Consider the following 26,447-nt stretch of genomic DNA (forward strand, 5'->3'; position numbering starts at 1 on the left):
CTTACCCTAACGCCGTCACTTACCTTGCGTAAGTACCTACCTTTGGGTAAGCTACTAACATGGTGGAAAGAAAGAAGCCGGGCACCCTGGCCACGAAGCTGGCGCAGGCGCGCAAGAAGCGGGAGCAGGGGGATGTCCTCGAGCCCATGTGCCCCTCGCGGAGCGTCCTGGAGCATGTGACGAGCCGCTGGGGGGTGATGGTGCTCGTGAGCCTGCTGGAGGACACGCACCGCTTCAGCGAGCTGCGGCGCAAGGTGGGGGGGGTGAGCGAGAAGATGCTGGCCCAGACGCTCCACGCGCTGGAGGAGGATGGCTTCGTGCTGCGCCAGGCCTACGCCGAGATTCCCCCCCGGGTGGACTACAGCCTCACGCCCATGGGCCGGCAGGTCGCCGAGCGCCTGGAGGCGCTGGTGGATTGGATCGAGGAGAACATGTCGTACGTCCTCGAGGCGCGCGACCAGCACCCGACGCGCAAGCGCGCCTCCTGAGCCCTCCCTCGCGGCCGCGCCGTAGCCTCAGAAGATGGCGATGGGGTTGACGGGAGAGCCCGTGCCCCCTTCCACGTTCAGGGGCGCGACGCTGAAGAAGAAGTCATGGCGCTTGCGCGCGGCGGCGGCCTTGCTCAACGCCTCGGGGTCGGCGTCGTCGATGACCGCGATGCCCAAGGAGTTGATCAACATCCGGTGCACCGGAAACGTGACCCCCTCCACGCGCGGGGGAAGTACGTCCAGGCCGACGTCCGTGGCGACGAGGGCCACGCCCCGCTTCTTGAACCAGTCCGCGGTGGACACGTCCAGTCCCGCGGACTGGGCCGACACATCCCAGGGCCCCTTGGCCGCGCGGCGGGCCCAGCGGCCGGTGCGCACGATGACGGCGTCACCGCTCGACACGCGCACCTTCGTCTTCTTCTCCCACGCCTCCAGATCGCTCGCCTGGATGGCGGTGTCCGGCTCCAGCCAGGCAACGCCCCGGAGGGCCGGCAGATCGATGAGCACCCCGCGCGTCACGATGCCGTCCTTGTACGCGCTCACGGCGAGCGTGCCGCAACCGCTCGCGGTGACGAGCTTCTGGTCGTAGCCGTTGAACGTCTTGCCCTCATTGAAGACGTGGCAGAGCGCATCGAGGTGCGTGTGCGCGAAGCCATGGTACGCGATGGTCAGGGAGTCCATGCTGTACGATGAGTCCGCGGACTCACCCGTGGCGATCATCTGATGGGCGAGCGGGTGCGTCACATCCGCGGACTTCTGGGTCTCCAGCGGATGGGCAACGGAGACGGAGACCCCCTCCCGGATGAGCTGCGCGGCCTGCTTGCGCTTGGCGGGGGAGATCAGATTCACGGCGCCGAGCTGATCCTGGGGACCCCAGCGCTGCCAGTTGCGGTTCTTCTCCATCCAGCCCTGCACGTCCTTCGCCGTCTTCACGGGCGGGGCGGCGCTCTCCTGGGCCGCGCCCGGCAGCGCGCTCAGGCAGGCGCCCACGAGGAGGAGGCGCTTGAAGAGGGCCGGGGTACGCACTCGGCGGCCAGGCGGAGGGGGGGCTGCGGTGATGACCAACATGGGGGGCATCCTTTTCGTGGGGGTGTGCCGCGTCGTTGAACTGGCACTCACCGTAACGCCGCCACTTCCTCCGGGTAAGTACCTACTTCGGGGTAAGCCACCAACCCGGACGTAACAATCGCGAGTGCTCGAGCGCTAGCGCGCGGTGTAGCCGCCATCCACGACGAGCTCGGTGCCGGTGACGTAGCGCGCGGCGTCCGAGGCCAGGTAGAGGATGGCCTCGGCGATCTCCTCGGGCTCGGCCATGCGGCCCAGGGGGGCGGAGGCATCCAACTGCTTCCACGCCTCGGCCTCGCTGCCCACCTGATCGACGAAGCCCTTCCACCAGTCGGCGTTCTGCCAGATGGGCGTGCGCACCCCGCCCGGGAAGACGGTGTTGACGCGGATGCGGTCGGCCGCGCACTCCATCGCCACCGCCTTGCTCAACATGCGCACCCCGCCCTTGCTCGCCGAATAGGCTGCGGTGCCCGGACTGCCCACCAGCCCCGACACGCTCGCCACGTTGACGATGGAGCCCTCGCGCTTGCCCGCGCGCATGGTGCGCACCGCGTACTTGATGCCCAGGAAGACGCCGTCCAGGTTCACCGCGAGCTGCTCGCGCCACTCGGCCAGCGACAGCTCCGTCACCGCGCGCGACGTGGAGATGCCCGCGTTGTTCACCAGGATGTCCAGCCGCCCGTGCGCCTCGAGCGTCCGGCTCATCACCGCGTGCCACGCCACCTCGTCCGTCACGTCGTGCATGAGGAACAGCGCCTGCCCGCCCTCGGCGCGGATGTCCCGCGCCACCGCCTCGCCCAGGGTGGCGATGTCCGTCGCCACCACCCGCGCGCCTTCCCTCGCGAACAACAACGCCGTGGCCCGGCCAATCCCCGACGCCGCCCCCGTCACGAGGGCTACCTTGTCCTTGAGTCGATCCATAGCTGGAGGAAGCACACCTTACCTGGAACCCGGGCCTGTCCGGTCTGAAATGAAGCGGGATTCAACTTCCGTCCCCCACCGGGGGCAGCGAGGCGCCATGACGCGCCAGGTCCTCCGGCGTGTTCACGCTCACCACCGCGCGCAGCGCCGGGTCCACCGCCCGTAGAGCCTCCTCCGGCAGGAGCCTCGCGCGGCAGCCGGCCAGCAGCGCCCGCAGCGAGGGCTCCCCGGACTCGAGCGCCGCACCCCAGGGGCCCGCCAGGGCGCGGTGGTACAGGGCGAGCAACGGCTCCACCCGGCCCGCCACCGTGAAGGCCACCGCGTCCACCCCGGGCGCGCGCGCCCCGAGCAGCACCCGCGCCACCTCCCGCGTCACGAAGGGCATGTCGCACGCCACCGCCAGCACCCACTCGGTGTGAGCACCCACCAACGCCGCGTGGACCCCGCCCGGCGCCCCCCGCCCGCGCACCACGTCCGCCACCGCGCGCAGGCCCCAGCGCGCGTAGGGCCCGGGCTCGTTGGCCACCAGCAGCACGTCCCCACACAGCCCGCCGAGCCGCAGCACGCGCTCGAGCACCGGCCGCCCCTCCACCTCCAGCAGGCCCTTGGCCACGCCCCCCAGCCGGGAGCCCCGTCCCCCCGCGATCACCGCCAGCGTCACCTCCGGACATTCCACCCGCTCGCTCACCTCATCGCTCCTCATGACGGCTCGTCCACGGCCCCCTGCCCGCTTCCCCGGGGCCGTCCACCACGCGAAACTCCCCCCGCGCCCCGTCGCCGCCCGCCTCCGCTTGGGCTAAAGCCCGGTGCACGGCTTCCCCATGTCCCTCACGCCCCTCGCCACCGCCCGGCGGGCCGCCCTCGGCGCGCTCTCCCCCGCGCCCCCCGAGCCCGTCCCCCTCCTGGATGCCCTCGGAGGCTTCCTCGCCCGGGAGCTCGTCGCCTCACGCTCGGTGCCCGGCTGCCCCGTGTCCGCCATGGATGGGTACGCCGTGCGCGCCGAGGATACCCCGCACGCCACGCGCGAGCAGCCCGTGCGCCTGCGCGTCACCGACACCATCTACGCCGGCCACCTGCCCTCGCGCTCGCTCCAGCCCGGCGAGGCCGCGCGCATCTTCACCGGCGCGCCTCTGCCCGCGGGCGCCACCGCCATCGTGCGCCAGGAAGTCACCCGGCCCGTGACGGACAGCGCCGCCGTGGACATCTTCGTCCCCGCGCCCCCCGGCAAGGACATCCGCATCGAGGGCGAGGAGCTGCTCGTGGGCACCCCGCTGCTGCGCGCCGGCCAGCGCATCGATGCCTCCGTGCTCGGCGTCATCGCCTCGCTCGGCGAGTCCCAGGTGCTCGTGCGCCCGCCCCCCCGCGTCGCCGTGCTCGCCACCGGTGACGAGCTCGTGCCCCCCGGCCAGGCGGCCCTCCCCCACCAGGTGTACGAGAGCAACCTCGTCCTCATCTCCGCGCTCGCGCGGGAGGCCGGTGCCCAGATCGTCGCCCGGGAGCGCACCGGGGACGACGACGACATGCTGCGCCTGGCCCTGCTGCGCCTGGCGGACCGCGCCCAGGTGCTCATCACCACCGGGGGCGCGTCCGTGGGGGACAAGGATCGCGTCAAGCGCGTGCTCACCCTGCTGGGCGCCACCTTCCTCGTGGACGGCGTGGCGCTCAAGCCCGGCAAGCCCGTGGCCGTGGCGCGTCTGGGCACCACCGCCGTCGTCGTGCTGCCCGGCACACCGGGGGCCGCCCTCGTCGCCTTCGACCAGTTCGCCCGGCCCCTGCTGTTGCGCCACCAGGGCGTCAACGAGGAGCGCCAGCGGGTGCGCGCGCGGCTGGACGAGGCCCAGCACAAGCAGGCGGGACTCACCTACCTCATCGGCGGCAGCCTGGAGACGCGCGAGGACGGCACCGTCTGGACGCGCCTGCGCGAGAAGGGCGGCGGCCATGCCCTGCGCCACATCGGCGCCGAGGGCTTCGCGCTGCTGCCCCCGGGCCGTGCTGACTTCGCCGTGGGCGAGCTCGTGGACTTCGAGCGCTTCGACCATCCCCGCTACGTGCCCGTGGAGCCGGAATGACGCCGCTCGCGGTCTCGATCATCGGCTGGTCCGGCGCGGGCAAGACGACGCTCATCACCCGGCTGGTGCCCGAGCTGCGCGCGCGGGGACTGCGCGTGGGCGTGGTGAAGCACACCTCGCATCCCCACCCCCTGCACCCCGAGGGACACGACACCGCGCTCCACGCCCGGGCCGGCGCGGCGCTCGTCGCCTTCGCCACCCCCGAGGGCGTGCAGGTGTCGCTCCCCTCGCCGCCCGCGCGGCTGAGCGCCCTGCTGGAGCGCTTCGCGGGACACCTGGATCTGGTGCTCGTCGAGGGGTGGAAGGACGGGCCCCTGCCCAAGCTGGAGGTGTGGCGCGAGGGACTCGAGGCGCCCCTGTCGGCCACGCGCTCGGACGTGCTCGCCTTCGTCGGGCCCGGAGGGAGTCCGGGAGTGGGCCCGGGCTCCACGATGGAAGGCCGTCCGCGCTTCGACCCCGAGGACACGCGGGGCATCGCCGACTTCCTCCAGCACGGTCTGCGCGAGGGGGGCTGGCGTCCGGCGGCGCCCGCGCGACCCGAGGCTCCGGCTCCGGGACGGACGAGTCCCCCCGTGCTTCCCCCGGGAGTCACCTGGCGGCCGGTGCGGCGGTACACGGCGGACAGCGGCCTTTCTCCCGAGCGGGACGATGCGGTGGCCCTCGAGGAGCCGCTCGACATCCGCGTGAGTGGGGACACGGTGGCCATCACCCTGCGCACGCCCGGGGCGGATCGCTTCCTCGTCACCGGCTTCCTCTTCGCCGAGGGCCTCATCCACGGGGCGGAGGACCTGGGGGGCCTGGTGCACTGCGGCCGGCCCGGGGAGGAGGGGTATGGGAACACGGTGGAGGTGACGCCCGCGCCGGGGCTGGTGATGGATTTGGAGCGCGTGAGCGCCACGCGCCGGGGCACGCTCACCACGGCGGCATGTGGCGTGTGTGGCCGGCGCAGCGTGGACGACCTGGTGGCCGCGTGCCATCCGGTGCCCCCGGGCCCGCCGTTCTCCGCGTCCGTGCTGGCGAGCACCCCCGAGCGCCTGCGCGCCACGCAGCTCAACTTCGCCCATACCGGTGGAGTCCATGCCGCCGCGGCGCTCGACGCGCACGGCGAGGTGCTGGCGGCCTTCGAGGACGTGGGGCGCCACAACGCGGTGGACAAGGTGGTGGGGGCGCTGGTGCTCGAGCATGGCCTGCGCTCGGCGCGCACGGCGCTCAAGGACTCACCGCGCCCGGCGCTGCTCGTGGTCAGCGGACGGGTGGGCTTCGACATCCTCCAGAAGGCCGCCGTGGCGCGCATTCCCATTGTCGCCAGCGTGTCCGCGGCCACCTCGCTCGCCATCGACCTGGCCGGGCGCGCTGGAATCACCCTCGCCACGTTCGTGCGCGGCGGACGCTTCAACGTCTACTGCCACCCCGAGCGCCTGCGCGAGGACTGAGGGCGCCACAAAGGTTCGCCCCGCCGTGACGGTCCGAGTCCCAACTTTGGACGTAGGGTCAGGCCCTGCACTTGTCAGGGAGGCCGGTTATATTGCTCGTACCATGTCACGCAACCGTTCCTCACCGAGCGACAAGACGCCGACCCCTCGGGCCACCTCACGTCCGATAGGAGCTTCTCCGGCCTCCAGTCGGCGCACCAGGGGAACGGATGCCAGCACCCACTCCAATCCCAACATGCCGAAGCGGGCGCCGGACGCATTGCCCCGAGGAGGGGAGAACAACCGCGAACAGAATGCCAAGAAGGCTCACGACGCGTTCTTGAAGCAGTTGGGTCGAACACGAGGAAAAGGCTTTTCGTGGGCTGACGATTGATCATGCCACCGCGCCGCTTCGTCTTCGACACGAACATCTATCGATACAGCGCGACCTCTCCCGAATTCGAGACCCGGATCAGGAAGGAGTTCCATTCCATCCGGATGTCCGCCGTGGTTCTCAGTGAGCTGTGGCGTTCCGCGCAAACCAGGTCAGCGCAAGCGTACGTCCACACCATCGAACAGAATCTGGGCCGGTTCATCTTTGCCCCCACTCCCCGGGACTGGCGAATGGTGGGCCAGTATCTCTCCACGCGACTATCCAGGGCGGGACGAAAACCCACTGCGGATGCGCTGCACGCCATCCGCAAGGAACAAAACGACGCGTTGATTGCCCTGTCCTCATGGAATCAGGGCTTCGCCGTCGTCACCAGTGACCAGGACTTCGAGCGCATCCGCACTTGGGTCGAGGCTCCCCCATGGAAGCTCTTGCGGATTCCAGCCCCTGCGCCTTCTCCTTGATCCGCTCGGGAGGGCGTCGGGCACCCTCCCCCACTTCCACGCTGAAGCCACTCCCTCAGTAGGACACCTGCGCGCGCAGGGTCACGGTCTCGCCGTCGTCCCCGCCGGTGAAGTCCCCACCGCGGTTGTCCGTGTGCCAGTGGATGCCATTGAGCATCAGCCGGGTGAAGCTGTTGAGATACCAGTTCACCCCCACGGTCGCCGCCCAGCCCTCGCCCAGCCGCGACTCCTGGGTGAAGGCCAGACGCTCGTAGCGCGCGGTCAGCTCGATGGCCCCGGGGCCTCCGTCGAGGATGGACCGGCTCACCTTCGGCTGGGTGAAGTTGCCGAAGCGCGGGTTGTAGGGCGGCGTCTCGCCCGTCACGAACCCGCCCGCCGAGACACTCCAGGCGTCAGTGAGGAAGTCCCGCTGGCCCGCCAGCCGGGCCTCGCGCCGGCCCAGCTCCGCCATGACCCACAGCGCGCGCCAATACCCTCCCAGCTCGGCCCCATAGCCGGTGTCGCCCGTGGCCCCGGTGAGCGGCCCCGTCGACACGCGTAAGCTGCCATTGAACCGGCCACCGATGACGGTGTTGCGAGTCACCGTGCCCGCCGCCGAGGACAGCTTCTCGTCGAAGCCCCAAGCCCCCACGTGGATGACCGTGGCGTCCGTCTTCACCGGGTTCCAGTGCGCTCGCGCGAGCACGGTGCGGCTGTCATTGACGGCATAGGCACTGTCGACGTCATCCCCCGAGAGCGTCAGCGAGGCGTGCCAGGTCGGCCCGAACAGCCGCCCCTGTGCGCCAATGCCATAGAAGCCCCGCTGCGGGATGATCGCCGTCCCGACGACCGTCCGCTCGGCGAAGGGCGTCGAGTCCGAACCCGTCGAGCCCTCGAGGCCACGATCGTTGAAGAGATTGCCAATGCGGATGTCGTAGTCGAGCCCCAACACCTTGTGGCGCCAGCCGAGGAAGGCGGTGACCACGTCGACGCCGTTCTCCGCGAAGTCGCTCTCGAACTGGTAGAAGAGGTGCGGACCGACGCCCCCCTCGATGCCCAGGCGCAGCGCCCGCGAGCCCGTCGTCGTGATGTTCCGGGCCTCGTAGGCAGAGCCTCCGCTGCCGCTCACATCGAGCAGGATTCTCCCGCGCGGCTTGAACGAGAAGACCCCGTCCCCCGAGCGGAAGATCGGCGCCCCCGCGCCCCACTCGACCTGGATGTCCGTCGCCTTCGCACCGGGCACGGGCACGGCCACCGCTCGCGCCGTATCGACCGGGGCCGTGGCCGGACCGGGAGGAACCAACTGTGGAGCGATCGGCGCCATGACCGCGCGGACCTCCTCCAGCTCCTCATGATCCCGCGCTTGTCTCTTCTCGAGCGCTTCCAGCCGGGCGCGCAGCGCATCGATCTCCGCCCGCCGCGCCTCGTCCGCCGCCTCGCTGGAGACGGGCTCCTGCGCCAAGGCGGGAACGGACGCCACCAGCCACGAGCCCACGAATACACGCTTCAGAAGATCCACAGCCGCTCCTTCGGGAACGCGAGGGTGTATGCCCCGGGGGACAGGGACTCGCGCGTGGTGGCGCGCAGCGTCTGGCCCGCGAGCTGGAACAGGTGCTCCCAGCGCCCCCCCACGTAGATGGAGCTGTCCAGGTGCGCCGGCAGCCGGTTCTCCCCAGGCCCCGACGCCAATGACAACTCCTCCACGCGGATGACGCCCGTGGCGGCCCCGTCGCCGCCCGTCCCGCCCCGCTGCTGGCCCCACAGCGACAGCCCGCCCACCTCCAGCCGGGCCTCGTTTCCGCGCCGCTCCACCACCCGCCCCGGCAGGGTGTTGTTCACCCCCATGAAGTTCGCGGCGAACAGACTCTGGGGCTCCGTGTAGAGCTGCTCCGGCGTGCCGTCCTGCACCATGCGGCCCCCGTCCAGGAGCATGATGCGGTCGGCAATCGCCATCGCCTCCACCTGATCATGCGTGACGAAGAGCGCGGTGAGCCCCATGCGCTTGATGAGGGCGCGAATCCAGATGCGTGCCTCCTCGCGCAGCTTCGCGTCCAGGTTGGACAGGGGCTCGTCCAGCAGCACGAGCGGCGGGCTGTAGACGAGCGCGCGCGCCAGGGCCACGCGCTGCTGCTGGCCTCCGGAGAGCTGGCTGGGAAGGCGATCCCCCACGCCCCCCAGGTCCACGCCCTCGAGCACCTCGCGCACCGCCTTGTCGATGGCCTCCTTCGGCTGCTTGCGCAGCTTCAGGCCATAGGCGACGTTCTCCGCCACCGTCTTGTGGGGCCACAGCGCGTAGGACTGGAAGACGAGTCCCAGGTCGCGCTGCTCCGGCGGCAGGTTCACCTTCGCCGCCGCGTCGAACACCGTCCTGTCCCCGATGTGGATGCGGCCCCTCAGGGGCGTCTCCAGCCCGGCGATGGAGCGCAGCAGCGTCGACTTGCCGCAGCCGGAGCGCCCGAGCAACGCCACCACCTCGCCGTGGCGGAAGTCGGCGGTGATGCCCTTGAGGATGTCATTGGTGCCGAGCCGGACGTGCACGTCCTCGACGAGCAACCTAGCCATGGTGTGCCTTCCTTCCGAACAGGGTGAGCAACAAGAGACCCGCGCCGACCATCGCGATGTTGATGACCGACAGGGCAACGACGGTATCCACCGCTCCAGTCGCCCAGAGCGACACGAGCAACGAGCCAATCACTTCCGTCCCGGGCCCCAGCAGGTAGACACCCGTGGAGTACTCGCGCACGAAGGTGACGAAGACGAGCATCCAACTGCCGAGCAGGCCCGCGCGGATCAACGGCAGCGTGACGTCCAGGCTGACGCGCCCCGGAGAGGCGCCCACCACCCGGCCGGCCTCCTCCAGCTCCGGGCCAATCTGCAACAGGCTGCCGGACACCAGGCGCATGCCATAGGCCATCCACACCAGCGTGTAGGCCACCCACATGGCCAGCAGCGTCTGCCGCAACGGCTGCAGCGGTGGGAAGAAGAGGAAGACCCAGAAGATGGCCAGACCGGCGACGATGCCCGGCATGGCACGAGGCAACAGCACGAGGTAGTCGATGACACGCGCCCAGGCCGACTGCCAGCGGTGCACCGCGAGGTTGATGAGCGTGTAGACGACCACCGACGCGGCCCCGCCCACCGCGGCCAGCACCAGGGTGTTGGTGATGCCGCGCATCAGGTTGGGGTAGTGGGTGAGCTCGCGGAAATGGTCCAGCGTCAGCGCGCTGGCCAGCTCCACGCCCTCGCCCCAGCTCGACAGGAAGGCGCGCAGCACGAGCGCGCACACGGGCGCCACCACCACCGTGAGCAGCCAGAGCGCGATGAACGCCGCCGCGGGCCAGCGCCACACGCCCAGGGCGATGGGCCGCGCGACCTGCGCCTTGCCCTTGATGGACACGTAGCGGTTGGCGCTCTGGAGCAGCCGGTTCTGCAACCACACCAGCGGCACCGCGATGAAGACGATGACCATCACCACCACGGCCATGAGCTGGTAGGAGGGAATGCCCAGCACGTTCGTCAGCTTGTAGAGGTAGGTGGCCAGCACCAGTACGCCCTTGGGGTCCGCGAGCACCAGCGGCAGGCCGAACAGCTCGAAGCCCAGGAAGAACACGAGCACGCCGGCGTACAAGAGCGCGGGGCGGATCATCGGCAGGCTGACGGTGGCCGCCACCCGCAGGGGCCCCGCGCCGATGGAGCGCGCCGCCTCCTCCACGTCCGAGCCCAGGCTGCGCAGCGCCGTGGCGGCGTAGAGGAACACATGCGGCGCGTGCGTGAGGCCCGCGATGACGATGAGCGATGGCAGCGAATAGACATCCCAGGGCAGCGAGCCCAGCCACCCCTTCACCCACAGGCTGACGATGCCCACCGGCCCGAAGGCCACCACGAAGCCGAACGCCAGCACGATGGAGGAGATGAACATCGGCGTGAGGATGAGCGGCTCCATCCACCGCCGGCCCGGCAGGTCCGTGCGCACCAGCAGGAAGGCCAGGAGCGCTCCCACGGGCACGGCGATGAGCGTCATGCCCACGGCCACCACCACCGAGGTGCCCAGCGCGCGGTAGAAGTCCGGATCCTCGAAGACGAATTGATAGGCCCCCAGCGTCGGGTGCACGTTGCGGGCGAAGAAGGGGCCATCCAGGAAGCTCTGCCAGACGACCAGCAGCAGCGGCGCGAGGATGGCCAGCGCGGAGGCCAGGACGACCCCGATTCTCATGGAGCGGTTCATTGCAGGAGTCCTCCGCCGCTCAGCGGCCGCGCACGATGCGCTTCCACTGCTTGAGGAAGCGCAGGCGGGTGAGTTGATCCAGGTTCGCCAGCAGTTGCGGTCCCACGCGGATGGCCCGCACCTGCTCGGCGGGAGGCCGGGGCACGTCGACATTCCCCAGGTCGGTCCGCACCGGCGTCATGTCGCGCTGGGCCAGCAAGGACTGGCCCCGCCGCGACAACATGAAGTCCAGGAACAGCTTCGCGGCGTTGGGGTGGCGCGCCTCGGTGGGAATGAAGGCGATGCGCGAGAGCGTCAGCGTGAAGTCGGCCGGGAAGACGATGCCCACCGACGGATCCTTCTTCCGCCGCTGGAGCGCGTAGGAGCCAATCATGTTGTAGACGAGCAGGTGCTCGCCGGAGACGAGCCGCTCCATCATCGCGCCCGTGGAGGTGTAGAGCCGGGGCTCGGTGCCAGCCATGGCCTCCACCAGGTTCCACGTGTCCCGGCTGATCTGCACGTCCTGGGAGATGAACAGGAAGCCCACGCCGCTGCGCTCCGGGTCGTAGCTGCCCACCTTGCCCCGGTAGAAGTCCTTCTTCGCGCGCAACAACTTCTCCAGGTCCGCGCGCGTGCGCGGCACGTCCTCCGGAGGCATCAGCCGCTTGTTGTAGGCGATGACGAGCGGCTCGGCGGTGGTGCCATAGCCCTCGTTCTTCCACACCGCCCAGTCGGGCAGGTTCGGCTTCTCCGGCGACGCATACGCCTGCGCGTAGCCGTCGTTGATGAGCTTCACCTGCAAGTCCATCGCCGAGCTCCACACCAGGTCCGCCGTGCCCTGCCCGGCCGCCACCTCCGCGATGAAGCGGCTGTAGATCTCCGTCGAGTTCTGGTCCGCGTACTCGACCCGCACGCCGGGATAGGTGGCCTCGAACTCACGGATGAGCGCGGCGGCCTCGCTCGCGTCCGTGGCCGAGTAGATGCTCAGCACGCCCTCCTTCTGGGCGGCCTCGATGATGCGGGCGTAGGAGCGGGGATAGCCTTCGGGCAGCGGAACGTCGGAGCCCTCGGCCGCGGCACCTGTCGACAACAGGGCCACCGCCAGGGCGGTCAGCACTCGTTTCAAGGAAGACCTCTCGGGTGTCGGGGTTCCCAATCCGGCTTGTCTTGCAACACCGACGATATGAATCGAAGCTGTCACCGACCTGTCGCGCGCCGGTGAGGAGGGCGCTTGCGCATCCTGATTGTCGAAGACAACGCATCCCTGGCGCGTGGACTCACCGCGTCATTCAGGGCGTCTGGGTTCGCCGTGGATCATGTAACGCATGGCGTCGCGGCTTTGGATGAAGAGCGGCTCGTCCCCTACAACCTGATGATCCTCGACGTGGGCCTGCCGGACCTCGATGGCTTCGAGGTGCTCAGACAGCTGCGCCAGCGCGGCTCGAAGACGCCCGTGTTGATCCTCACCGCGCGCGCCGCCCTCAACGACAAGGTGAAGGGACTGGACCTGGGAGCGGATGACTACCTGCTCAAGCCTTTCGAGCCCGCCGAGCTGGAGGCCCGCGTGCGCGCGCTGCTGCGGCGCGGCCAGGGACAGCCAGCGCCCGCCCTCTCGCTCGGTGGTTTGGTGTTCGATCGCTCCACGGGCACCGCCACGCTGCATGGGCGCCCGCTGGAGCTGCGCCGGCGGGAGTGGGCGGTGCTGGAGAGTTTGATGATGCGCGCGGGCAAGGTCGTCACCAAGGAGCGGCTGAGCGCCGAGGTGTTCGGCCATGACGAGCCGGTGGGGCCCAACGCGCTCGAGGTGTACGTGGGGCGGCTGCGCAAGAAGCTCGAGCCCGACGGCCCCACCATCACCACCATCCGTGGCCTCGGCTATCTGATCAACGCCTCGTGAAGACACCCGGCGAGTCCAGCTCCCTCACCACGCGGCTCGTGGTGGCCATGGCGGGCCCCCTGCTGGCCCTGGCGCTCGTGCTGGGATTGGGAGGCGCCTGGTTGATTCACGGCGTGGTGCAGCGCAGTGGGGATCGCATCCTCGCGGGCTCGGTGGGCGCCATCGCGGAGACCGTGGCGCTGGAGGACGGGGAGCTGACGCTGGACCTTCCGCCCGCGGCCTTCGGCATGCTGGAGAACGCCGAGCGAGACAACGTCTACTACGCCATCCGGCATGAGGGACGGCTCGTCACCGGCTACCCGGACCTGGCCTTTCCCCCCGAGCCCCCCGAGCGCGACACCGTGGCCTTCCGGAACGACACGTTCCGCGGCCAGCCGGTGCGCGTCGCGGCGGTGAGCCGGAGGATTCCGCGGCTCAAGGAGCCGGTGGTGGTGCAGGTCGCGGAGACGCTCGAGGCGCGGCGGGCGCTCCAGGCGCGCATGGTGCTGGGACTGGCCCTGCTGGAGGCCGCGCTCATCCTCGGCGCCGCGCTGACGGCCCGGCCCGCCCTGCGCTGGGGACTCAAGCCGCTGGCCCGCGCGCGCGCCAGCGTGGAAGCCAAGGCCCGCGCCGCGCCCGTGGAGCTGTCTCCGCTGCCGCTCGCGCCCGTGCCCACCGAGTTGCGCCCCTTCGTCGAGGCCGTCAACGCGCTCTTGTCCCGGCTGGAGGAGTCCACCGCGCGCATGCGCCGCTTCACCGGTGATGCCTCCCACCAGATGCGCACCCCGCTCGCGGTGCTGCGCACGCACCTGGCGCTCGCCCTGCGTGGGGACGCGACGGAAGGAGAGCGAAGCACCGCCCTGGCGGAGGTGCGGGACGCGACGCTGTCGCTGGAGCGGCTCCTGACGCAATTGCTGACATTGGCGCGAGCGGAGGAGCGCGGCGCCCTGCCCGCGCTGCAACGGGTGGATTTGAATGGCCTCGCGGCCCAGGTGACGGCGGACTTCGTGCCCCAGGCGCTGCGCGCGGACGTCGAGGTCCAGTTCGAGGGCCATGAGCCGGAGCTGCCCATCCGCGCGGATCCGGTGCTGGTGCGCGAGGTGGCCGGCAACCTCCTGGACAACGCCATCCGCTACCACCGGCGGGGCGGACAGGTGACGGTGCGGGTGGCACTCCGCGACGGCGCGCCCTGGCTGGAGATCGAGGACGACGGCCCCGGCATCCCCCCCGAGCAGCGCGAGAGCGTGTTCCAGCGCTTCCACCGGCTGCCGCGCGACCAGTCCCAGTCCGGAAGCGGGTTGGGCCTGCCCATCGTCCGCTCGCTCGCGCAACACATGGAGGCCGAGGTCGTCCTGCGCGATGGGACGGGCGGTGCCGGACTCACGGCCGCCGTGCGCTTCCAGCCGTGGCCCGAGCACTGAAACCACCACGCCCCATGGCTGGAGCCAGAGCCCCTACCCAGCACGACCACGGTCGTGCCCACTCCTGGATTTGTGCGAATCCGCTCATATCTGCTCTTTTGATTGCGAATTCCTCTACGTTCATGCACTTTTCCGAGCATGAACGTGCATACGCCCCTGATGGTCCTCGTGGCGGGCCCCTACCGGTCCGGAACGGGGGATGATCCCGCGAAGCTCGCCGCGAACGTGCGGGTGATGAACGAGGCCGCGCTCGCCCTCTACCGGGCGGGACACCTGCCGGTGACGGGCGAGGCCCTGGCGCTTCCGTTGATCGAACTGGCCGGCAGCAAGGCCATCGGCGACAGCGTCTTCAACGAGATCTTCCACCCCATCGCCCGCCGGCTCATCCCCCACTGTGACGCCGTATTGCGCGTCGGAGGCCCCTCGGCGGGCGCGGACGAGATGGTCAGCATGGCCCGCGCCCACGGCAAGGCGGTGTACTTCGGACTCGACGAGCTGCCCCCCGCCCATGGGGAGGCACCGCCGCCGCCGAAGCCTCGCGATCCGGGCGGCTTCCGGGATCCACGCACGGAGCCCTCGCGCAACGACGCCGTGCGCGTCACCGACGTGCAGGTCCTGTCCTCCAACTGGTACGTCCTGCGCAAGGTGACGTTCGACTACCGGCGCTCGGATGGCTCCTGGAGCCGGCAGCACCGCGAGGCCTATGACCGCGGCAACGGAGCCACCGTGCTGCTCCATGACGCCTCGCGGGGCACGGTGCTGCTCACCCGCCAGTTCCGGCTGCCGGCCTACGTGAACGGCCACCCCGACGGCATGCTCATCGAGGCCCCCGCGGGCCTGCTCGATGGCGAGCACCCCGACGCGGCGATCCGCCGGGAAGTCGAGGAGGAGACCGGGGTGCGCATCGGCGAGGTGCGACCCGTCTTCGACCTCTTCATGAGCCCGGGCTCGGTCACCGAGCGCCTGCACTTCTTCGCCGCGCCCTACACCCGGGACACCCGCGCCGCGGAGGGCGGTGGGGTCGCCGCCGAGGGCGAGGACATCCAGGTGCTCGAGCTCCCCTTCTCCGAGGCCCTGCGGAAGATCGACTCCGGGGAGATCATCGACGCGAAGACCATCCTGTTGCTCCAGTGGGCCGAGCGCCACGGCCTCCTCAAGAAGACCTGAGGCGCGCTGGATGGAGGGCCGCCCTACCCCGCGCTGGAGGTGCTCGCCATGGGGGCCGGCGGCGTGGCCAGGGGCGTGCTGGCCGCGTCGAAGTGTCCGGCGGCGCGCTCCTCGCAGTTGTCGCAGTGGCCGCAGTCCTCGGGCTCGGGCTCGCCGAAGTACTCGTTGAGCAGGCGCCAGCGGCACCCGGTGGTCTGCCCGTAGCGCATCATCCGCTGGAGGCGCTCGCGATCGCCCTGGTGGCGCGCCTCGTAGGCGCAGAGGTACGCGTCGAGCTCCTCGGAGGTGTCGAAGTCGCGCAGCCGCTGGAGCCCACGGGGGGTACGCTCCAGGATGTCCGCCCCGGCGAGCTGCGCCACCAACACCTTCACCCGGTTGGCTGGCAGGCCCGAGGCCTCGGTGAGCACCTTGAGGGCCACGGGCTTGCCCTGGCGGTGTGCCCACAGCTCGCGCAACACCGAGTAGAGCGTCTGGGACTCCTCGCGCCGGGGGTACTTGCCCCCGAGGAAGTAGCTCTGGATCCGCCGGTCCTCCAGCCGGTAGAACAGCACCGCGCGCGCGGGCTGCCCGTCGCGGCCCGCGCGTCCCGCCTCCTGGTAGTAGCTCTCCAGCGAGTCCGGGAACTGCCAGTGCGCCACGAAGCGGATGTCCGGCTTGTCGATGCCCAGGCCGAACGCCTTGGTGGCCACGATGACCCGGTAGCCATTCTCCATGAAGCGCTGTTGCTCCTCCTCGCGCTCGCGGGCCTTCATCTTGCCGTGGTAGCGGCCCGCCTCGATGCCCGCGTCCTGGAGCCACTGCCACACCTCGTCGGCCTTGCGCACGGTGGCGGTGTAGATGATGCCCGTGCCCGGCTCCTCCTGGAGCAGCTTCAGCATCCGCGCCTTCTTGGCCTCGGGGTTCACCGTGCGGGCCACCTCCAGGTGGAGGTTGTCGCGCCGGATGCCGGTGTTCACCACCCGGGCGCCCCGGATGCCGAGCTGCTCGAGCACGTCCTCGCGCACCTGGGGGGTGGCGGTGGCCGTGAGCGCGAGCACCGGAGGCCCCCCGAGCCGCCGCACGGCATCGCGCAGCGAGAGGAACGCCGGGCGGAAGTCGTGCCCCCACTGGGACACGCAATGCGCCTCGTCCACCACGAAGAGCGAGACGCCCGCCTTGCGCAGCGCCTCGAGGCGCTCGGGCTTCTCGAGCTGCTCGGGCGTGACGTAGATGATCTCGTGCTCGCCGCGGCGCACCTCGCGCGCCACCTCGTCCGCCTCGCGCGCGGTGAGGGTGGAGTCCAGCTTCACCACGTCCACCGCGGCCTCCGAGAGCTTGTCGTGCTGATCCCTCATGAGCGCCAGCAGCGGGGAGACGACGACGGTGGCCCGGGGCAGGAAGAGGGCGGGGAGCTGGAAGCACAGCGACTTGCCCGCGCCCGTGGGCATCACCCCCAGCACGTTCTCGCCCGCGAGCAGCGCCTCGATGATCTCCCGCTGGCCGGGTCGCAGCTCCTCCACGCCGAAGCGGGCGCAGGCCTCGGCCATGAGCCGCGTCCAATCCGGCCTCCGGGAGCCAGGGGCCCGTCCTGCCGCGTCGCTGTCCTCGGGAGTGCGCATGGGTCCTCGGCGGCGCCCGGGGTGGAGCGGGCGGCCGTACGTCTCAAGGTAGGAGGCCAGGGAGGCCCGGGGGAGTCTGGACCCCGGAACCATGGGTCAGGTGCTCGCTCCCCTGCCCGTCACCCACCCCGAAGCGGCTCCCCCTCTTCCCGGTGGGGGCTTGTTCCGCGCCCGTCCTGTCCAATAAGCAACGCTCCCCAAGCCATGCGCCCTCTGCTCCTCGCCCTCGCCCTGCTGCTCTCCGCTCCCGGCTCCTCCGCGCTCGCCGCCGAGGAGTCCACCTGGAGCACCACCTTCCCCGCCGAGTCCCTGGCCACCTGGCTCGACGCGGCCCCCGCCCGCTACCTGTTGGTGCCCGCGGGCGCCGAGTCCCCGGCCCTCACCCAGGCGGAACAGGCGCTCGCGGCGGCGCTGCGCGCCAGCGGCAAGGCGTCCCTGGTGATGGATGCCCAGGCGCTCGGTCCGGTGGTGCGCGCGGATGACGCCACCATCGTCCAGCGCGGCGCGGGCTTCCCCGTGGACCGCGTCCTGGTGCTGCGGCTCTTCCCGGATGCCTCGGGCGAAGCGACCCAGGCCGTGGTGACCGTCTATGACACCGCGGGCCAGCCGCGCGGCGCCTTCTCCGCGGCCCGGGGAACCGCGCTCGCCTCCAGGACCCCGGCGGTCCCCGAGCGCGACGAGCCCAAGCTGGCCGAGCAGAAGGTGCCCGAGGCCCCCAAGCCCGCTCCGGCCAGGCCCGCGCCCACGAAGCCCGCCCTCCCTTCGGATTCCTCGATGGATCCCGTGGAGCAGTACGAGAAGCAGTACATCGGCTTCGACGACTTCCTCGAGGTGAACACCAGAACGAACGCCGTGGTGTCCCAGCACACCGTGCCGTACGAGGGCAAGTTCAAGAAGCCGCTCGAGGGGGACGCCTTCTACCAGAAGGTGGGCCGGGCGGACCTGGTGGAGGCCTATCACGGCAAGATGACCCTCAAGACGGTCCTGGGCATCGTGGGCGCGGGGGCCATGGTGGGGGGAATCACCGTCGGCGTCCTCGGCGCCAATGCCAACCAGGACAAGGAGGACTGCTTCGCGGGCAACAGCTACGAAGACACCAGCGCTTGCTTCGACCGCGGCTTCGATCGGGCGAAGCGGCGAATGGCGGCGTTCGGGACGGGCCTCGGGATTTCCATGGCGGGCATCGGCGTGCTGGTGGCGGCCGTCTTCATCAATCCCCACCCCGTGACGCCCCACGAGGCGCGCGAGCTGGCCGACGGCTACAACAAGAAGCTCCAGTCGGACCTGGGGCTGTCCGAGGACGGCAAGCCCGTCACCCCCGCCAGGCCGCCCACGTCCATCCAGGCCCGCGTCTCCCCCGTGATCCGCTCCGACGGCGGCGGCCTGCTGCTCAGCGGTACCTTCTGAGCCCGAACCGCCTCACTGCCGCATGAGCTGCTTGAGCGGCAGCGAGACGACGAAGGCCGACCCCACCCCGGGGGTGCTCCGTGCCCGGATGCTCCCCCCGTGCCGCTCGACGATCTTGCGGCAGATGGCGAGGCCAATCCCCGTGCCCTCGTACTGGCCACGCCCGTGCAGGCGCTGGAACACGTCGAAGATGCGCTCGGCGAACTTCTCCTCGAAGCCGATGCCGTTGTCCTCCACCACCAGCTCACAGCGCTGGGAGCGTGGCTCCACCGTGCCGCGCAGGGAGATGGCCGCGGGCACGCCCTCGCGGCGGAACTTGAGGGCGTTGCCCACCAGGTTCTGCAGGAGCTGGCGCATCTGCGTGGCATCGGCCTCGAGCACGGGCAGCTCCCCCAGCGTGACGGTCGCTCCCGCCTGTTCGATCGCCGTCTCCAGGTCCGTCAGCACCTCGCGGGCGACGACGGCGAGGTCCACCTGCGTGTAGGGCCGGGCCTTCGATGACACCCGGGAGAAGGTGAGCAGGTCGTCGATCAGCCGGCGCATGCGCGTCGCGGCCCCCTGCATGCGCTCGAGGTAGTCGCGGCCCTCGGGGCTGAGCGTGGCGGCGGACGTCTTCACCAGGCGCTCGCCGAAGGTCTGGATCTTCCGCAGCGGCTCCTGCAGGTCGTGCGAGGCCACATACGCGAAGCTCTCCAGCTCGCGGTTGGACTGTTCCAGCCGGAACTGGGAGCGCTTGAGCTCGGTGATGTCGGTGAGGATCACCGTGAAGCCGCCGATCTCCTGGCCCCTCCGGATGGGCGCGACCCGGGCCATGTACCACTCGGCACCGGTGTTGAGGGAGGGAGGAATCTCGAAGGCATGGCGCTCCCCAATCGTGAGCACCTTCTCGATGATGCCGCGGACCCGCTCGACCATGTACGGCTCGAACCAGGAATAGAGGACGGTCCCCATCGCCATCTCGGGGGTTTGGAGGGGCAGGGTGTAATTGATGAAGCGGATCCGCGCCTCGACATCACAGGCGAACATGATGTTCGGCGACTGCTCGATCAGCGTCTGGAGGCCGAACACACCCTCCGCCTCCTTCTCGTGGCGCGTCACGAGCAGGGCGGCCAGGTCATTGAGCGCCACGGCGAGCGGAGCGAGCGGTCCACTCCCCACGCGCAGGGAAACATGCGGCTGCCCGGCCGCCATCCTTTTGATCAGCTCGAGCAACTCCGCGACCGTCGTCTCGGGAGTCGCTGCCTCCGGGGCCTCGTCCTCTCCACCCATGATCCCCCCTTCATGAGGGTGTTCCCAAGCGGGTCTTCTACCTGGAGAAGGTAGTGACGCCATCGGGCGTGTGGACAAGGGGGAAGCGCCAGAACCCTCTCCAGGCGCGCCTTCCGCCCGGCTGAGCCTCCGTGGGTGCTCCGCGTCCGCCCTCGGAGGTCCGCGAGCGGCTCCCCGTCAGGCACGGAGGAGCCGGGACGTCCCTGGCGCGGCGGACGCTCCGGCGTCCACGACCGCGGCTGCTGACCCGAGGTCTCGAATCCATTCGCACACGTCCCCCGTGCCCCTCCGGGCGCGGGCCAGATTCCGAGAAGGTCATGCAGCCGAACTTGAACCGGCTCCTGCGGGCACTTGCCCGCGAGGGGCTCGATGTGACGTACGACGGTCGTGTCTACACCGTGCGCCTCCAGCGGGACGCGCACGCGCCTCCCGCCGAGGTGCTCCTCCCTCCCGACCTGCCCGTGGAGGGCAAGGCGTTCCAGCAACTCGCCGCGCTCGCCGCGCTGAAGCACCCAGACGGAGGCCGTGTGAAGCGCGTGCGCGCCACGCCGGACTTCCACCCGGGTGACTCCGGAGTGGCCATCGGCTCGGTGGTGCACACGCAGGGGCTGGTGGTGCCCGGCGCGGTGGGCACCGACATCAACTGCGGCATGCGCCTGCACGTCGCGGACATCCCCGTGGAGGCCTTCCTCGCCCGCCGCGACGCCTTCGTCGAGCGGATGAAGGGCCACTACTTCTTCGGCACCCGGGACGTGGCCCTGGGCTCGCGCGCGCTGGAGGCGCTCCTGCGCGACGGCCTGCCGGGCTGGCTCGTGGAGACGCTGGAGCAGCCGCTTGGCGCGGTGGCGAGGGCGGACCTGGGACAGCTCGATCGGGAGTCCACGCGGGTGTACCTGGGAGGAGCGCTCGAGGGGGATCCGGCGTGGGCGCCCACGGGGCTGCGCCGGGAGGGCGTGGTGCGAGACCCGGGACTGGCGACCATCGGCGGGGGCAACCACTTCGTGGAGGTGCAGCGGGTGGAGGCGGTGGTGGACCGCGCGCGGGCGTGGCAATGGGGCGTGCGCGAGGGGCAGCTCGCGTTCATGGTGCACTCCGGCTCGAGGGACCTGGGCAAGCACGTGGGGCTCACGTGGCAGGAGCGGGCGAGGGCCGCGTGGCCGGTGGGGGCGCCCTTGCCGGAGAGCGGGATTCTGCCCCTGGCGGACCCGGGGCTGGTGCGCGAGTACCTCCGGGCCGAGGCCACGGCGGCCAACTATGCCTTTCTCAACCGGCTGCTGCTGGCGGAGCTGTTGCGGCTCACCCTGCGGGAGCTGTTCGGGGACGTGGAGGCGCCGCTCGTCTACGACGTGCCACACAACATCACCCTGCCGTGGGAGGGAGGGTGGCTGGCGCGCAAGGGCGCGTGCCCGGCGGAGGAGGAGCAACCGGTCATCATCCCCGGCTCCATGGGGGCCGAGTCCTACCTGATGGTGGGGCTGGGCAACGCGCGGGCGCTGGCATCGGCGTCACACGGAGCGGGACGGGCGCGCTCGCGCTTCTCCATGGCACGGGGTGGAGCGGATCACCGGGAGGAAGCGCTGGGCCTGACGGGGGTGGATTGCATCACCCTGCGAGCCGAGCGCCGCATCGAGGAGGCCCCCGCGGCCTACAAGCCCATCGGTCCGGTGGTGGCCTCGCAGGTGGAGGCGGGCATCGTCCGGGAGGTGGCGCGGATGCGCCCGCTGATGACCTTCAAGGCGTGAGGCTCAGGGCGACGGGGTGCCGGAGGTAGTGCAGGTCCGCTCCAGCGCCGCCGTCAGCTCGTCACACTCCAGGAGTCCATCAACAGCACCCGTGAAGGACGCCTCTGCCTCGTAGACATCCCTCGCGGGAAACCCCGAAGAAGCGAGCCGCGCGTTGTGCTTGTCCTTCAAGCACAGCGTCGTCTCCTTGGGCTGGGTGACTTCATCGAGGCTCGCGCGGTCCTTCTCCCAATCCGCGAGCCGCGAGTGGCACCGACCACAGCCCTCTTCCGCGCAGAGCTGCCTGGCCTCGCGGGTGTGCTGATAGAGCCACGCCTCGATGCTGTAGAAGGGCACGAGGAGGCGCAGGCGCTTCATCCGCGTCTCCACCTCCGCTGGGAGTTGAGAACGCACACCTGCTTCGATGGGTGAGCGCACGCGCGTGAGGAACTCGCGGACATTCTCGCTCGACTCATGCCGGGACCAGGGCTCGTCTCCGTCGATGTGGTAGAGGACGAAGCCGTGGGGCTTGAGGAGCTCGGTGATGATGCCGCGGATGAGCTGCCTGCGATTGCGCTCGTCGAGCGGGTTGTTGCTCTTCCACAGGTTCGCGTGCATGGCCCGGCGAGCGTTCTCGTCCGCCAATGGCTTGAAGTCGATGCGATGGGTCTGCACGGCGGGAACGAGCAGCTTGAGCATCTCCTTCACGAGTGCTCGCACGGTGTCGTAGGCGTCCGCTCCGGAGTCCTCGGTCAGCACCATGACCGACAGGGTTTTGGTGTGACCGCTCACCAGAGCCCCTTCGTCTGGAGCAGCTCGCCCACCTGCTGGAAGCCGACCTTGTAGGAGTCGAAGAAGTCCTCCGCGGCCTCCTGGGACATGTTCTCCCAAATCATCTGCTCGGCCTCCTTGTCCCAGCTACACAGCACAAACGTAGATCGAACATCCTCCGGAGATTGGAAACCCAAATAGTCAAGCAGAAGTGGATTCTGACTGGTCAGAAAAACCTGCCGTTCACCCAGCAACTCAAAGCAGGCCCGAATCCATCCATGGTGAAGCCCATTGACGAGCTCGTCGGCGACAACAGTAGATTTAGCCGATGCCAGATAATGCATGAAGGCCAGCATGCGCTTCTGCCCATAGCTGAGCATCTTCTCCGATATTTTCGAGCCTCCCCGATGACGGAAATAAAACCTCAGGTTACCCAAACGCATGACGCTGTCTTGCTCACTCCTGGTCGAATCCTGCAACTCAAAGATGGCTTCGGCAGATTCAAAATCGAGAAGCTGAACTGTGCGTTTGAGGAATGGAAGATCAGTATCGGTCAGAACATACCTATCCACGCCCCACTCTTGTTTGGCCCGAATGGTAATTTGTTCTTTAATACTGCCACCAGGATCCAGGTCCCCAAATGAGGAAATCTGCCCATCTGCGCTTTGCGTCACCTGGAGTTCTCGTTGCCCCAAGCTGTCAAAATATTTGAGAGACTCATCAAAACGGCTCGTTGAGACTTCAAAGAACAGATCCATGAAATCGGGAAACAGGTCGTTCATCATGGGCGTCCTCTGACACCACTTCGACAATCCCAAAACCATCGTTGTCCACACCAGAGGGTGAATGATATCGAGGGACAATCTTGGAGTCGGTTCGTCTATCCGCTGAACGAATCCGCTCTTTCCATTAATGTCAAACTCGATTTTAATCCCCTTGGATTTACTGAAAACGACCGCCGTGAAGGACACGTTTGAAGCGCTCAAACCGCCTGCCGATGACAGAGCTCCCGAGTATAGGGCTGAAATACCCTTGAGATTCGAGGGGATCGATATGGGCAGCACCCGATTCTCGTTACGTATCGAGACGCTGGCTGACGCCTTGTCCGAAGCCAGTTCGTAGGAAAGGTCGAACTCTTCATCCTTGAAGTCAGTAAAATCTGACTTGATGGCCGCCGCGATGAGGTTGAGCAGCGTGGTCTTCCCGGTGCCGTTCTGTCCGAGCAGCACGTTGTGGCCCTCGTTGAACGTCAGCCGCGTCCCCGGCTTCACGGAGCGGAACTTGTTCACCTGGAGCCACTGGAGCTTGACCATCGGACACCTGATTGCGGCGCAATGCGCCCACGGAGGAGAACGCCGAGAATACGTGCCGGTCCTCTGGTGTCCAGCGGCATGCCTCTGTCGGCGAAATCTCCTGAATACTCCTAGCCAACCCTCAGCGCTCCTCGGGCACTCCAGCATCCACGCTGGTGGGCGCACGCGGCGCCTTCAACACGGGCAGGAAGCATCTGCCCTTGTACGCGAACGTCAGGCGGGGACAGGTCGGAGGCCGCTGCTCAAGCGTATGCCAGCAGACGCCGGACAGCTCCACCTCGACCCCCTGCGTACAGGGGGCCTGCTTCTGATTCCTCACCGGGAGCGGCGCCTGCTCGTACCGGGCGGAGCCCGGCGGGTCGACCCGCACATCCGTGGCCCACTTCTCGTCTGGAGCCTGGACACTCGGCGCCTCGGGTGAAACGCGAACCATGGACACCAGCGCCAACAGCACCACCGCGGCGAGCACGAGCCCCCTGGGCCAGTTGCTCCGCCGCTCCACTCGCGCGGGAACGGGGGGCGGCGGTGGAGAACTCCAGGAGGGCTTCGGCCTCGGAGGCCGGACGAGGCGCCGCTCGGGGCAGCCCCCCTCCTGAGCCGGCGGCACCTCTTCCCACGCGAAGATGCTCGCGTCCCACGCGGGCTCCTCACCACGGGCCGCCGCGACCAGCGCCTCGTGCAGCGCCGCACCGCTCGGATAGCGCTCCGCAGGGTCCTTCGCCAATAGCCTCATAATCACATCACTCAACGCCCGGGGCACCCGGGGATTGACGAGCACGGGCGCCATCGGCCGCGCCTCGATGATCGCCATCTGCAACAAGTCCGCCGGCAGCCCCTCGGGGAAGGGTTGATGCCCGGTGGTCGCCCGGTAGAGGCAGACACCCAGCGCATACAGGTCATCGCCCGGTTGAAAGGCATAGCGCGCGCCAGGGTGCTCGCGGCTCTTCCACAGGAAGCGCACCGCCTCGGGGGTGAGCTGGTGCAGGGTGGCCGGAGGCAAGGGACCCGTGGTGAGCGGCGCCGCCCCCTCGTACCAGCCCACGCCGAAGTCGAGCAGCACCGGCTGTCCATCCCGCTCCCGCACCAGGATGTGCTCGGGCTTGAGGTCGCGGTGCAGCACGCCCCGCTCATGCAGCTCGCCCAGGGTGCTCGCCACCGTCGCCCCCACCTCGGCGAGCCGGCGGAAGGTGGTGCCCTCCGTCTCGGCCCACACGTCCAGGGCCAGACCAGACACCCAATCCATGACGAACCCCAGACACTCCTCACGGGGGTGGGGCCCGCGCGCCCAGCCATGGAACCCCACCACGTGGGGATGCGCCGCCCGGGTCATCATCAGCTCCACCTCGCGCTCGGCCCGTCCGTCGTGCACGTACCACGCGAGCTTGAGCGCGTAGAAGTCCCCCGGGTGCTCCAGGTCCTCCACACGGTAGACGGCGCCCTGCCCTCCCACGCCCAACCGTTCCACCACACGCCAGCGGCCCAGCCGTGTCCCCTGTGCCAGGGCCTCCGGGTACAACCTCACCACTCCAGGGCTCGTAACCACCCGTGCACCTCCGCGCTCGTCCCACCGCCGGGACGAGCGCTCATACCACGACATGACGCCGGAGGTCACCTCGTCCGGCCCACCTCCGGCGGGCGTCTCACGGGCACGCGCCCGAGGGAGCCGGCGTGCGGGTGAGCGTGCCGGTCTCGTCGATCCGCAGCGTCATGCCCGAGATGACCCCGGACACGGCGCGTGCCGTGGCGACGAAGGAGGACGGCCCCGTCACCTCGACCTGATAGATGAAGCGGCACCCACCCAACCACGAGCTGTCCGGACCCGAGGGGCGCGTTCCATCCATGCAGTTCCTGGGCTGGAAGCCCACCTCCGCGAGGTTGCTCGTGTACCGGTCCTTCTCATTCCAGAAAGTCCGCTCCGACGTGAAGAGCCCCCGGAGATCCACCTCGCCCACGTCCTCCTGGGCGGCGCACGCGGGCTGGGTCGGAAAACGCTCGTCCCATTCGATGTAGCGGCGCACTCCGGAGCGCTCCAGCCAGAAGGTGATGTCACGGGACGGGGACAAGCCGATCCCCAACGTCACGTCCGCGACCGAAGTGCCCGCGGCTCCTCGCGCGATGGCCAGGAAGGAGGCATTCGGCAGGCCCGTCACCGACTCCACATGGTAGGCGAAGTGACAGCCCGCCACCCAGTCGGGTCCGGGCACGGGCGCATGCGAGCCATCCGTACAGCTCATGGGCCAGAAACCCGCATCCGCCAGGCGGCTCGGATACCGGTCCTTCTCCCCGAGGTACGACAGCATCGACACGAAGACATAATCCATGGCCTCGATGCCCTCGGTCTCCTGAGCGGAGAACGCTCCGGTGGACCGGCACTCGTACCAGTCGACGAAGCGGCGCACCCCGGAGCGCTCCAGCCAGAAGGAGATGCCCTGGGTCACGGGCGAGCCGATCCCCAGTGTCACGTCCTCGGCCAGAGTGCCCGGAGTTCCCCGCGCGATGGCGGAGAAGGACGCCGCCGGCCAACCCGTCACCGACTCCACCTGGTAGGCGAAATGGCAGCCCGCCACCCAGCCCGTCCCTGGCACGGGCGCCCGCGAGCCATCCGCGCACGCCGCGGGCGCGAAGCCCACCTGCGTCAGGTCCTGTGTATACCGGTCCTTCTCCTGGAGCAGGGACTGCTCCGCCGTGTACAGCGCCCTCATCTCGCGGATGGCCTCGCCTTCAACCCCGCCACAGTCAAAGGGCTCCGCCATCGCCACCGGGCTCCAAGCTCCGCACAGCGCTCCCACCACGGACAGCCACCGCATCGAATGACGCATCTCAAGTACCCCCTCTTGTTTCATCGCGAGCGCACTAGACAGCAGCGCCCGCCAGGGGTTCCAAGCAAAAGTGCCGCGCGGGGAGCGACTTT

22 protein-coding genes and 1 pseudogene are annotated in these 26,447 nt (G+C 69.4%); 10 read left to right on the forward strand and 13 right to left on the reverse strand.

The window, feature by feature from the left end:
• Positions 1 to 59: 59 nt before the first annotated feature.
• Complete coding sequence (locus tag F0U63_RS47745) at positions 60 to 488, forward strand: winged helix-turn-helix transcriptional regulator (RefSeq protein ID WP_395841992.1); 429 nt, start codon at positions 60 to 62, stop codon at positions 486 to 488.
• A gap of 27 nt (positions 489 to 515) precedes the next feature.
• Here F0U63_RS47745 and F0U63_RS47750 read toward each other — a convergent pair whose 3' ends face one another.
• The 3 genes from F0U63_RS47750 to F0U63_RS47760 form a co-directional block, all read right to left on the reverse strand.
• On the reverse strand, positions 516 to 1,556 hold the full coding sequence (locus F0U63_RS47750; protein ID WP_395841994.1) for a cyclase family protein: 1,041 nt from the start codon (positions 1,554 to 1,556) through the stop codon (positions 516 to 518).
• 135 nt (positions 1,557 to 1,691) lie between these two features.
• A complete protein-coding gene (locus F0U63_RS47755) occupies positions 1,692 to 2,474 on the reverse strand; it encodes an SDR family NAD(P)-dependent oxidoreductase (protein ID WP_395841996.1) in 783 nt (260 codons plus the stop codon).
• 61 nt (positions 2,475 to 2,535) lie between these two features.
• Entirely contained in the window at positions 2,536 to 3,177 is a 642-nt protein-coding gene (locus tag F0U63_RS47760; protein ID WP_395841998.1) for a molybdenum cofactor guanylyltransferase, read from the reverse strand.
• Between the two features lie 118 nt (positions 3,178 to 3,295).
• Here F0U63_RS47760 and glp point away from each other — a divergent pair, with 118 nt between their 5' ends.
• The 4 genes and pseudogenes from glp (at position 3,296) to F0U63_RS47780 (ending at position 6,810) form a co-directional block, all read left to right on the forward strand.
• Entirely contained in the window at positions 3,296 to 4,543 is a 1,248-nt protein-coding gene (gene glp, locus F0U63_RS47765) for a gephyrin-like molybdotransferase Glp (protein ID WP_395842000.1), read from the forward strand.
• Positions 4,540 to 4,923 (forward strand): annotated as a pseudogene (gene mobB, locus F0U63_RS47770) (molybdopterin-guanine dinucleotide biosynthesis protein B); the annotation flags it as partial. The gene glp and the pseudogene mobB, both read left to right, overlap by 4 nt.
• A 222-nt stretch (positions 4,924 to 5,145) precedes the next feature.
• The gene (gene fdhD, locus F0U63_RS47775) at positions 5,146 to 5,976 is read left to right on the forward strand and encodes a formate dehydrogenase accessory sulfurtransferase FdhD (RefSeq protein ID WP_395848539.1); all 831 of its coding nucleotides are present in this window, start codon (positions 5,146 to 5,148) and stop codon (positions 5,974 to 5,976) included.
• A gap of 375 nt (positions 5,977 to 6,351) precedes the next feature.
• Positions 6,352 to 6,810 carry a PIN domain-containing protein gene (locus F0U63_RS47780; RefSeq protein ID WP_395842002.1) on the forward strand — a complete coding sequence of 153 codons (459 nt, stop codon included), beginning with the start codon at positions 6,352 to 6,354 and terminating at the stop codon, positions 6,808 to 6,810.
• 55 nt (positions 6,811 to 6,865) lie between these two features.
• Here the strand turns inward: F0U63_RS47780 and F0U63_RS47785 are convergent, their stop codons facing one another.
• From F0U63_RS47785 to F0U63_RS47800, 4 genes are read right to left on the reverse strand one after another with little or no spacing between them, the layout of a single operon-like run.
• Complete coding sequence (locus F0U63_RS47785; protein WP_395842004.1) at positions 6,866 to 8,308, reverse strand: porin; 1,443 nt, start codon at positions 8,306 to 8,308, stop codon at positions 6,866 to 6,868.
• Positions 8,296 to 9,351 carry an ABC transporter ATP-binding protein gene (locus F0U63_RS47790; RefSeq protein WP_002630279.1) on the reverse strand — a complete coding sequence of 352 codons (1,056 nt, stop codon included), beginning with the start codon at positions 9,349 to 9,351 and terminating at the stop codon, positions 8,296 to 8,298. Before F0U63_RS47790 ends, F0U63_RS47785 begins: the two co-directional genes overlap by 13 nt.
• Entirely contained in the window at positions 9,344 to 11,002 is a 1,659-nt protein-coding gene (locus F0U63_RS47795) for an ABC transporter permease (protein ID WP_395842006.1), read from the reverse strand. The genes F0U63_RS47790 and F0U63_RS47795 overlap by 8 nt, the downstream gene beginning before the upstream one ends.
• A 31-nt stretch (positions 11,003 to 11,033) precedes the next feature.
• A complete protein-coding gene (locus F0U63_RS47800) occupies positions 11,034 to 12,110 on the reverse strand; it encodes an ABC transporter substrate-binding protein (protein WP_395848540.1) in 1,077 nt (358 codons plus the stop codon).
• 114 nt (positions 12,111 to 12,224) lie between these two features.
• On the opposite strand from F0U63_RS47800, the gene F0U63_RS47805 reads away from it, so the two are divergent.
• The 3 genes from F0U63_RS47805 (at position 12,225) to F0U63_RS47815 (ending at position 15,457) form a co-directional block, all read left to right on the forward strand.
• Complete coding sequence (locus F0U63_RS47805) at positions 12,225 to 12,890, forward strand: response regulator transcription factor (protein WP_395842008.1); 666 nt, start codon at positions 12,225 to 12,227, stop codon at positions 12,888 to 12,890.
• Positions 12,887 to 14,290, forward strand: a complete 1,404-nt coding sequence (locus tag F0U63_RS47810) for a sensor histidine kinase (protein ID WP_395842010.1) — start codon at positions 12,887 to 12,889, stop codon at positions 14,288 to 14,290. The genes F0U63_RS47805 and F0U63_RS47810 overlap by 4 nt, the downstream gene beginning before the upstream one ends.
• A gap of 138 nt (positions 14,291 to 14,428) precedes the next feature.
• Positions 14,429 to 15,457 (forward strand): NUDIX domain-containing protein, encoded by a 1,029-nt coding sequence (locus tag F0U63_RS47815; protein ID WP_395842012.1) that lies wholly within the window; start codon positions 14,429 to 14,431, stop codon positions 15,455 to 15,457.
• 23 nt (positions 15,458 to 15,480) lie between these two features.
• Here F0U63_RS47815 and F0U63_RS47820 read toward each other — a convergent pair whose 3' ends face one another.
• On the reverse strand, positions 15,481 to 17,055 hold the full coding sequence (locus F0U63_RS47820; protein WP_395842014.1) for a RecQ family ATP-dependent DNA helicase: 1,575 nt from the start codon (positions 17,053 to 17,055) through the stop codon (positions 15,481 to 15,483).
• A gap of 204 nt (positions 17,056 to 17,259) precedes the next feature.
• Here F0U63_RS47820 and F0U63_RS47825 point away from each other — a divergent pair, with 204 nt between their 5' ends.
• Positions 17,260 to 18,462 (forward strand): hypothetical protein, encoded by a 1,203-nt coding sequence (locus F0U63_RS47825; protein WP_395842016.1) that lies wholly within the window; start codon positions 17,260 to 17,262, stop codon positions 18,460 to 18,462.
• Positions 18,463 to 18,474: 12 nt separating this feature from the next.
• On the opposite strand, the gene F0U63_RS47830 is transcribed toward F0U63_RS47825, so the two are convergent.
• Complete coding sequence (locus tag F0U63_RS47830; RefSeq protein ID WP_395842018.1) at positions 18,475 to 19,731, reverse strand: ATP-binding protein; 1,257 nt, start codon at positions 19,729 to 19,731, stop codon at positions 18,475 to 18,477.
• Between the two features lie 317 nt (positions 19,732 to 20,048).
• On the opposite strand from F0U63_RS47830, the gene F0U63_RS47835 reads away from it, so the two are divergent.
• Positions 20,049 to 21,473 carry an RtcB family protein gene (locus F0U63_RS47835; protein ID WP_395842020.1) on the forward strand — a complete coding sequence of 475 codons (1,425 nt, stop codon included), beginning with the start codon at positions 20,049 to 20,051 and terminating at the stop codon, positions 21,471 to 21,473.
• A gap of 3 nt (positions 21,474 to 21,476) precedes the next feature.
• Here the strand turns inward: F0U63_RS47835 and F0U63_RS47840 are convergent, their stop codons facing one another.
• From F0U63_RS47840 to F0U63_RS47855, 4 genes are all read right to left on the reverse strand, one after another.
• Entirely contained in the window at positions 21,477 to 22,244 is a 768-nt protein-coding gene (locus tag F0U63_RS47840; protein WP_395842022.1) for a hypothetical protein, read from the reverse strand.
• Positions 22,241 to 23,536, reverse strand: a complete 1,296-nt coding sequence (locus F0U63_RS47845; protein ID WP_395842024.1) for an AAA family ATPase — start codon at positions 23,534 to 23,536, stop codon at positions 22,241 to 22,243. The genes F0U63_RS47840 and F0U63_RS47845 overlap by 4 nt, the downstream gene beginning before the upstream one ends.
• Positions 23,537 to 23,657: 121 nt before the next feature.
• Positions 23,658 to 25,058 carry a serine/threonine protein kinase gene (locus F0U63_RS47850; RefSeq protein ID WP_395848541.1) on the reverse strand — a complete coding sequence of 467 codons (1,401 nt, stop codon included), beginning with the start codon at positions 25,056 to 25,058 and terminating at the stop codon, positions 23,658 to 23,660.
• 118 nt (positions 25,059 to 25,176) lie between these two features.
• A complete protein-coding gene (locus tag F0U63_RS47855) occupies positions 25,177 to 26,355 on the reverse strand; it encodes a hypothetical protein (RefSeq protein WP_395842026.1) in 1,179 nt (392 codons plus the stop codon).
• Positions 26,356 to 26,447: the final 92 nt, after the last annotated feature.

The organism is Cystobacter fuscus (assembly GCF_044360685.1).
Taxonomy (GTDB): Bacteria; Myxococcota; Myxococcia; order Myxococcales; family Myxococcaceae; genus Cystobacter; species Cystobacter fuscus_C.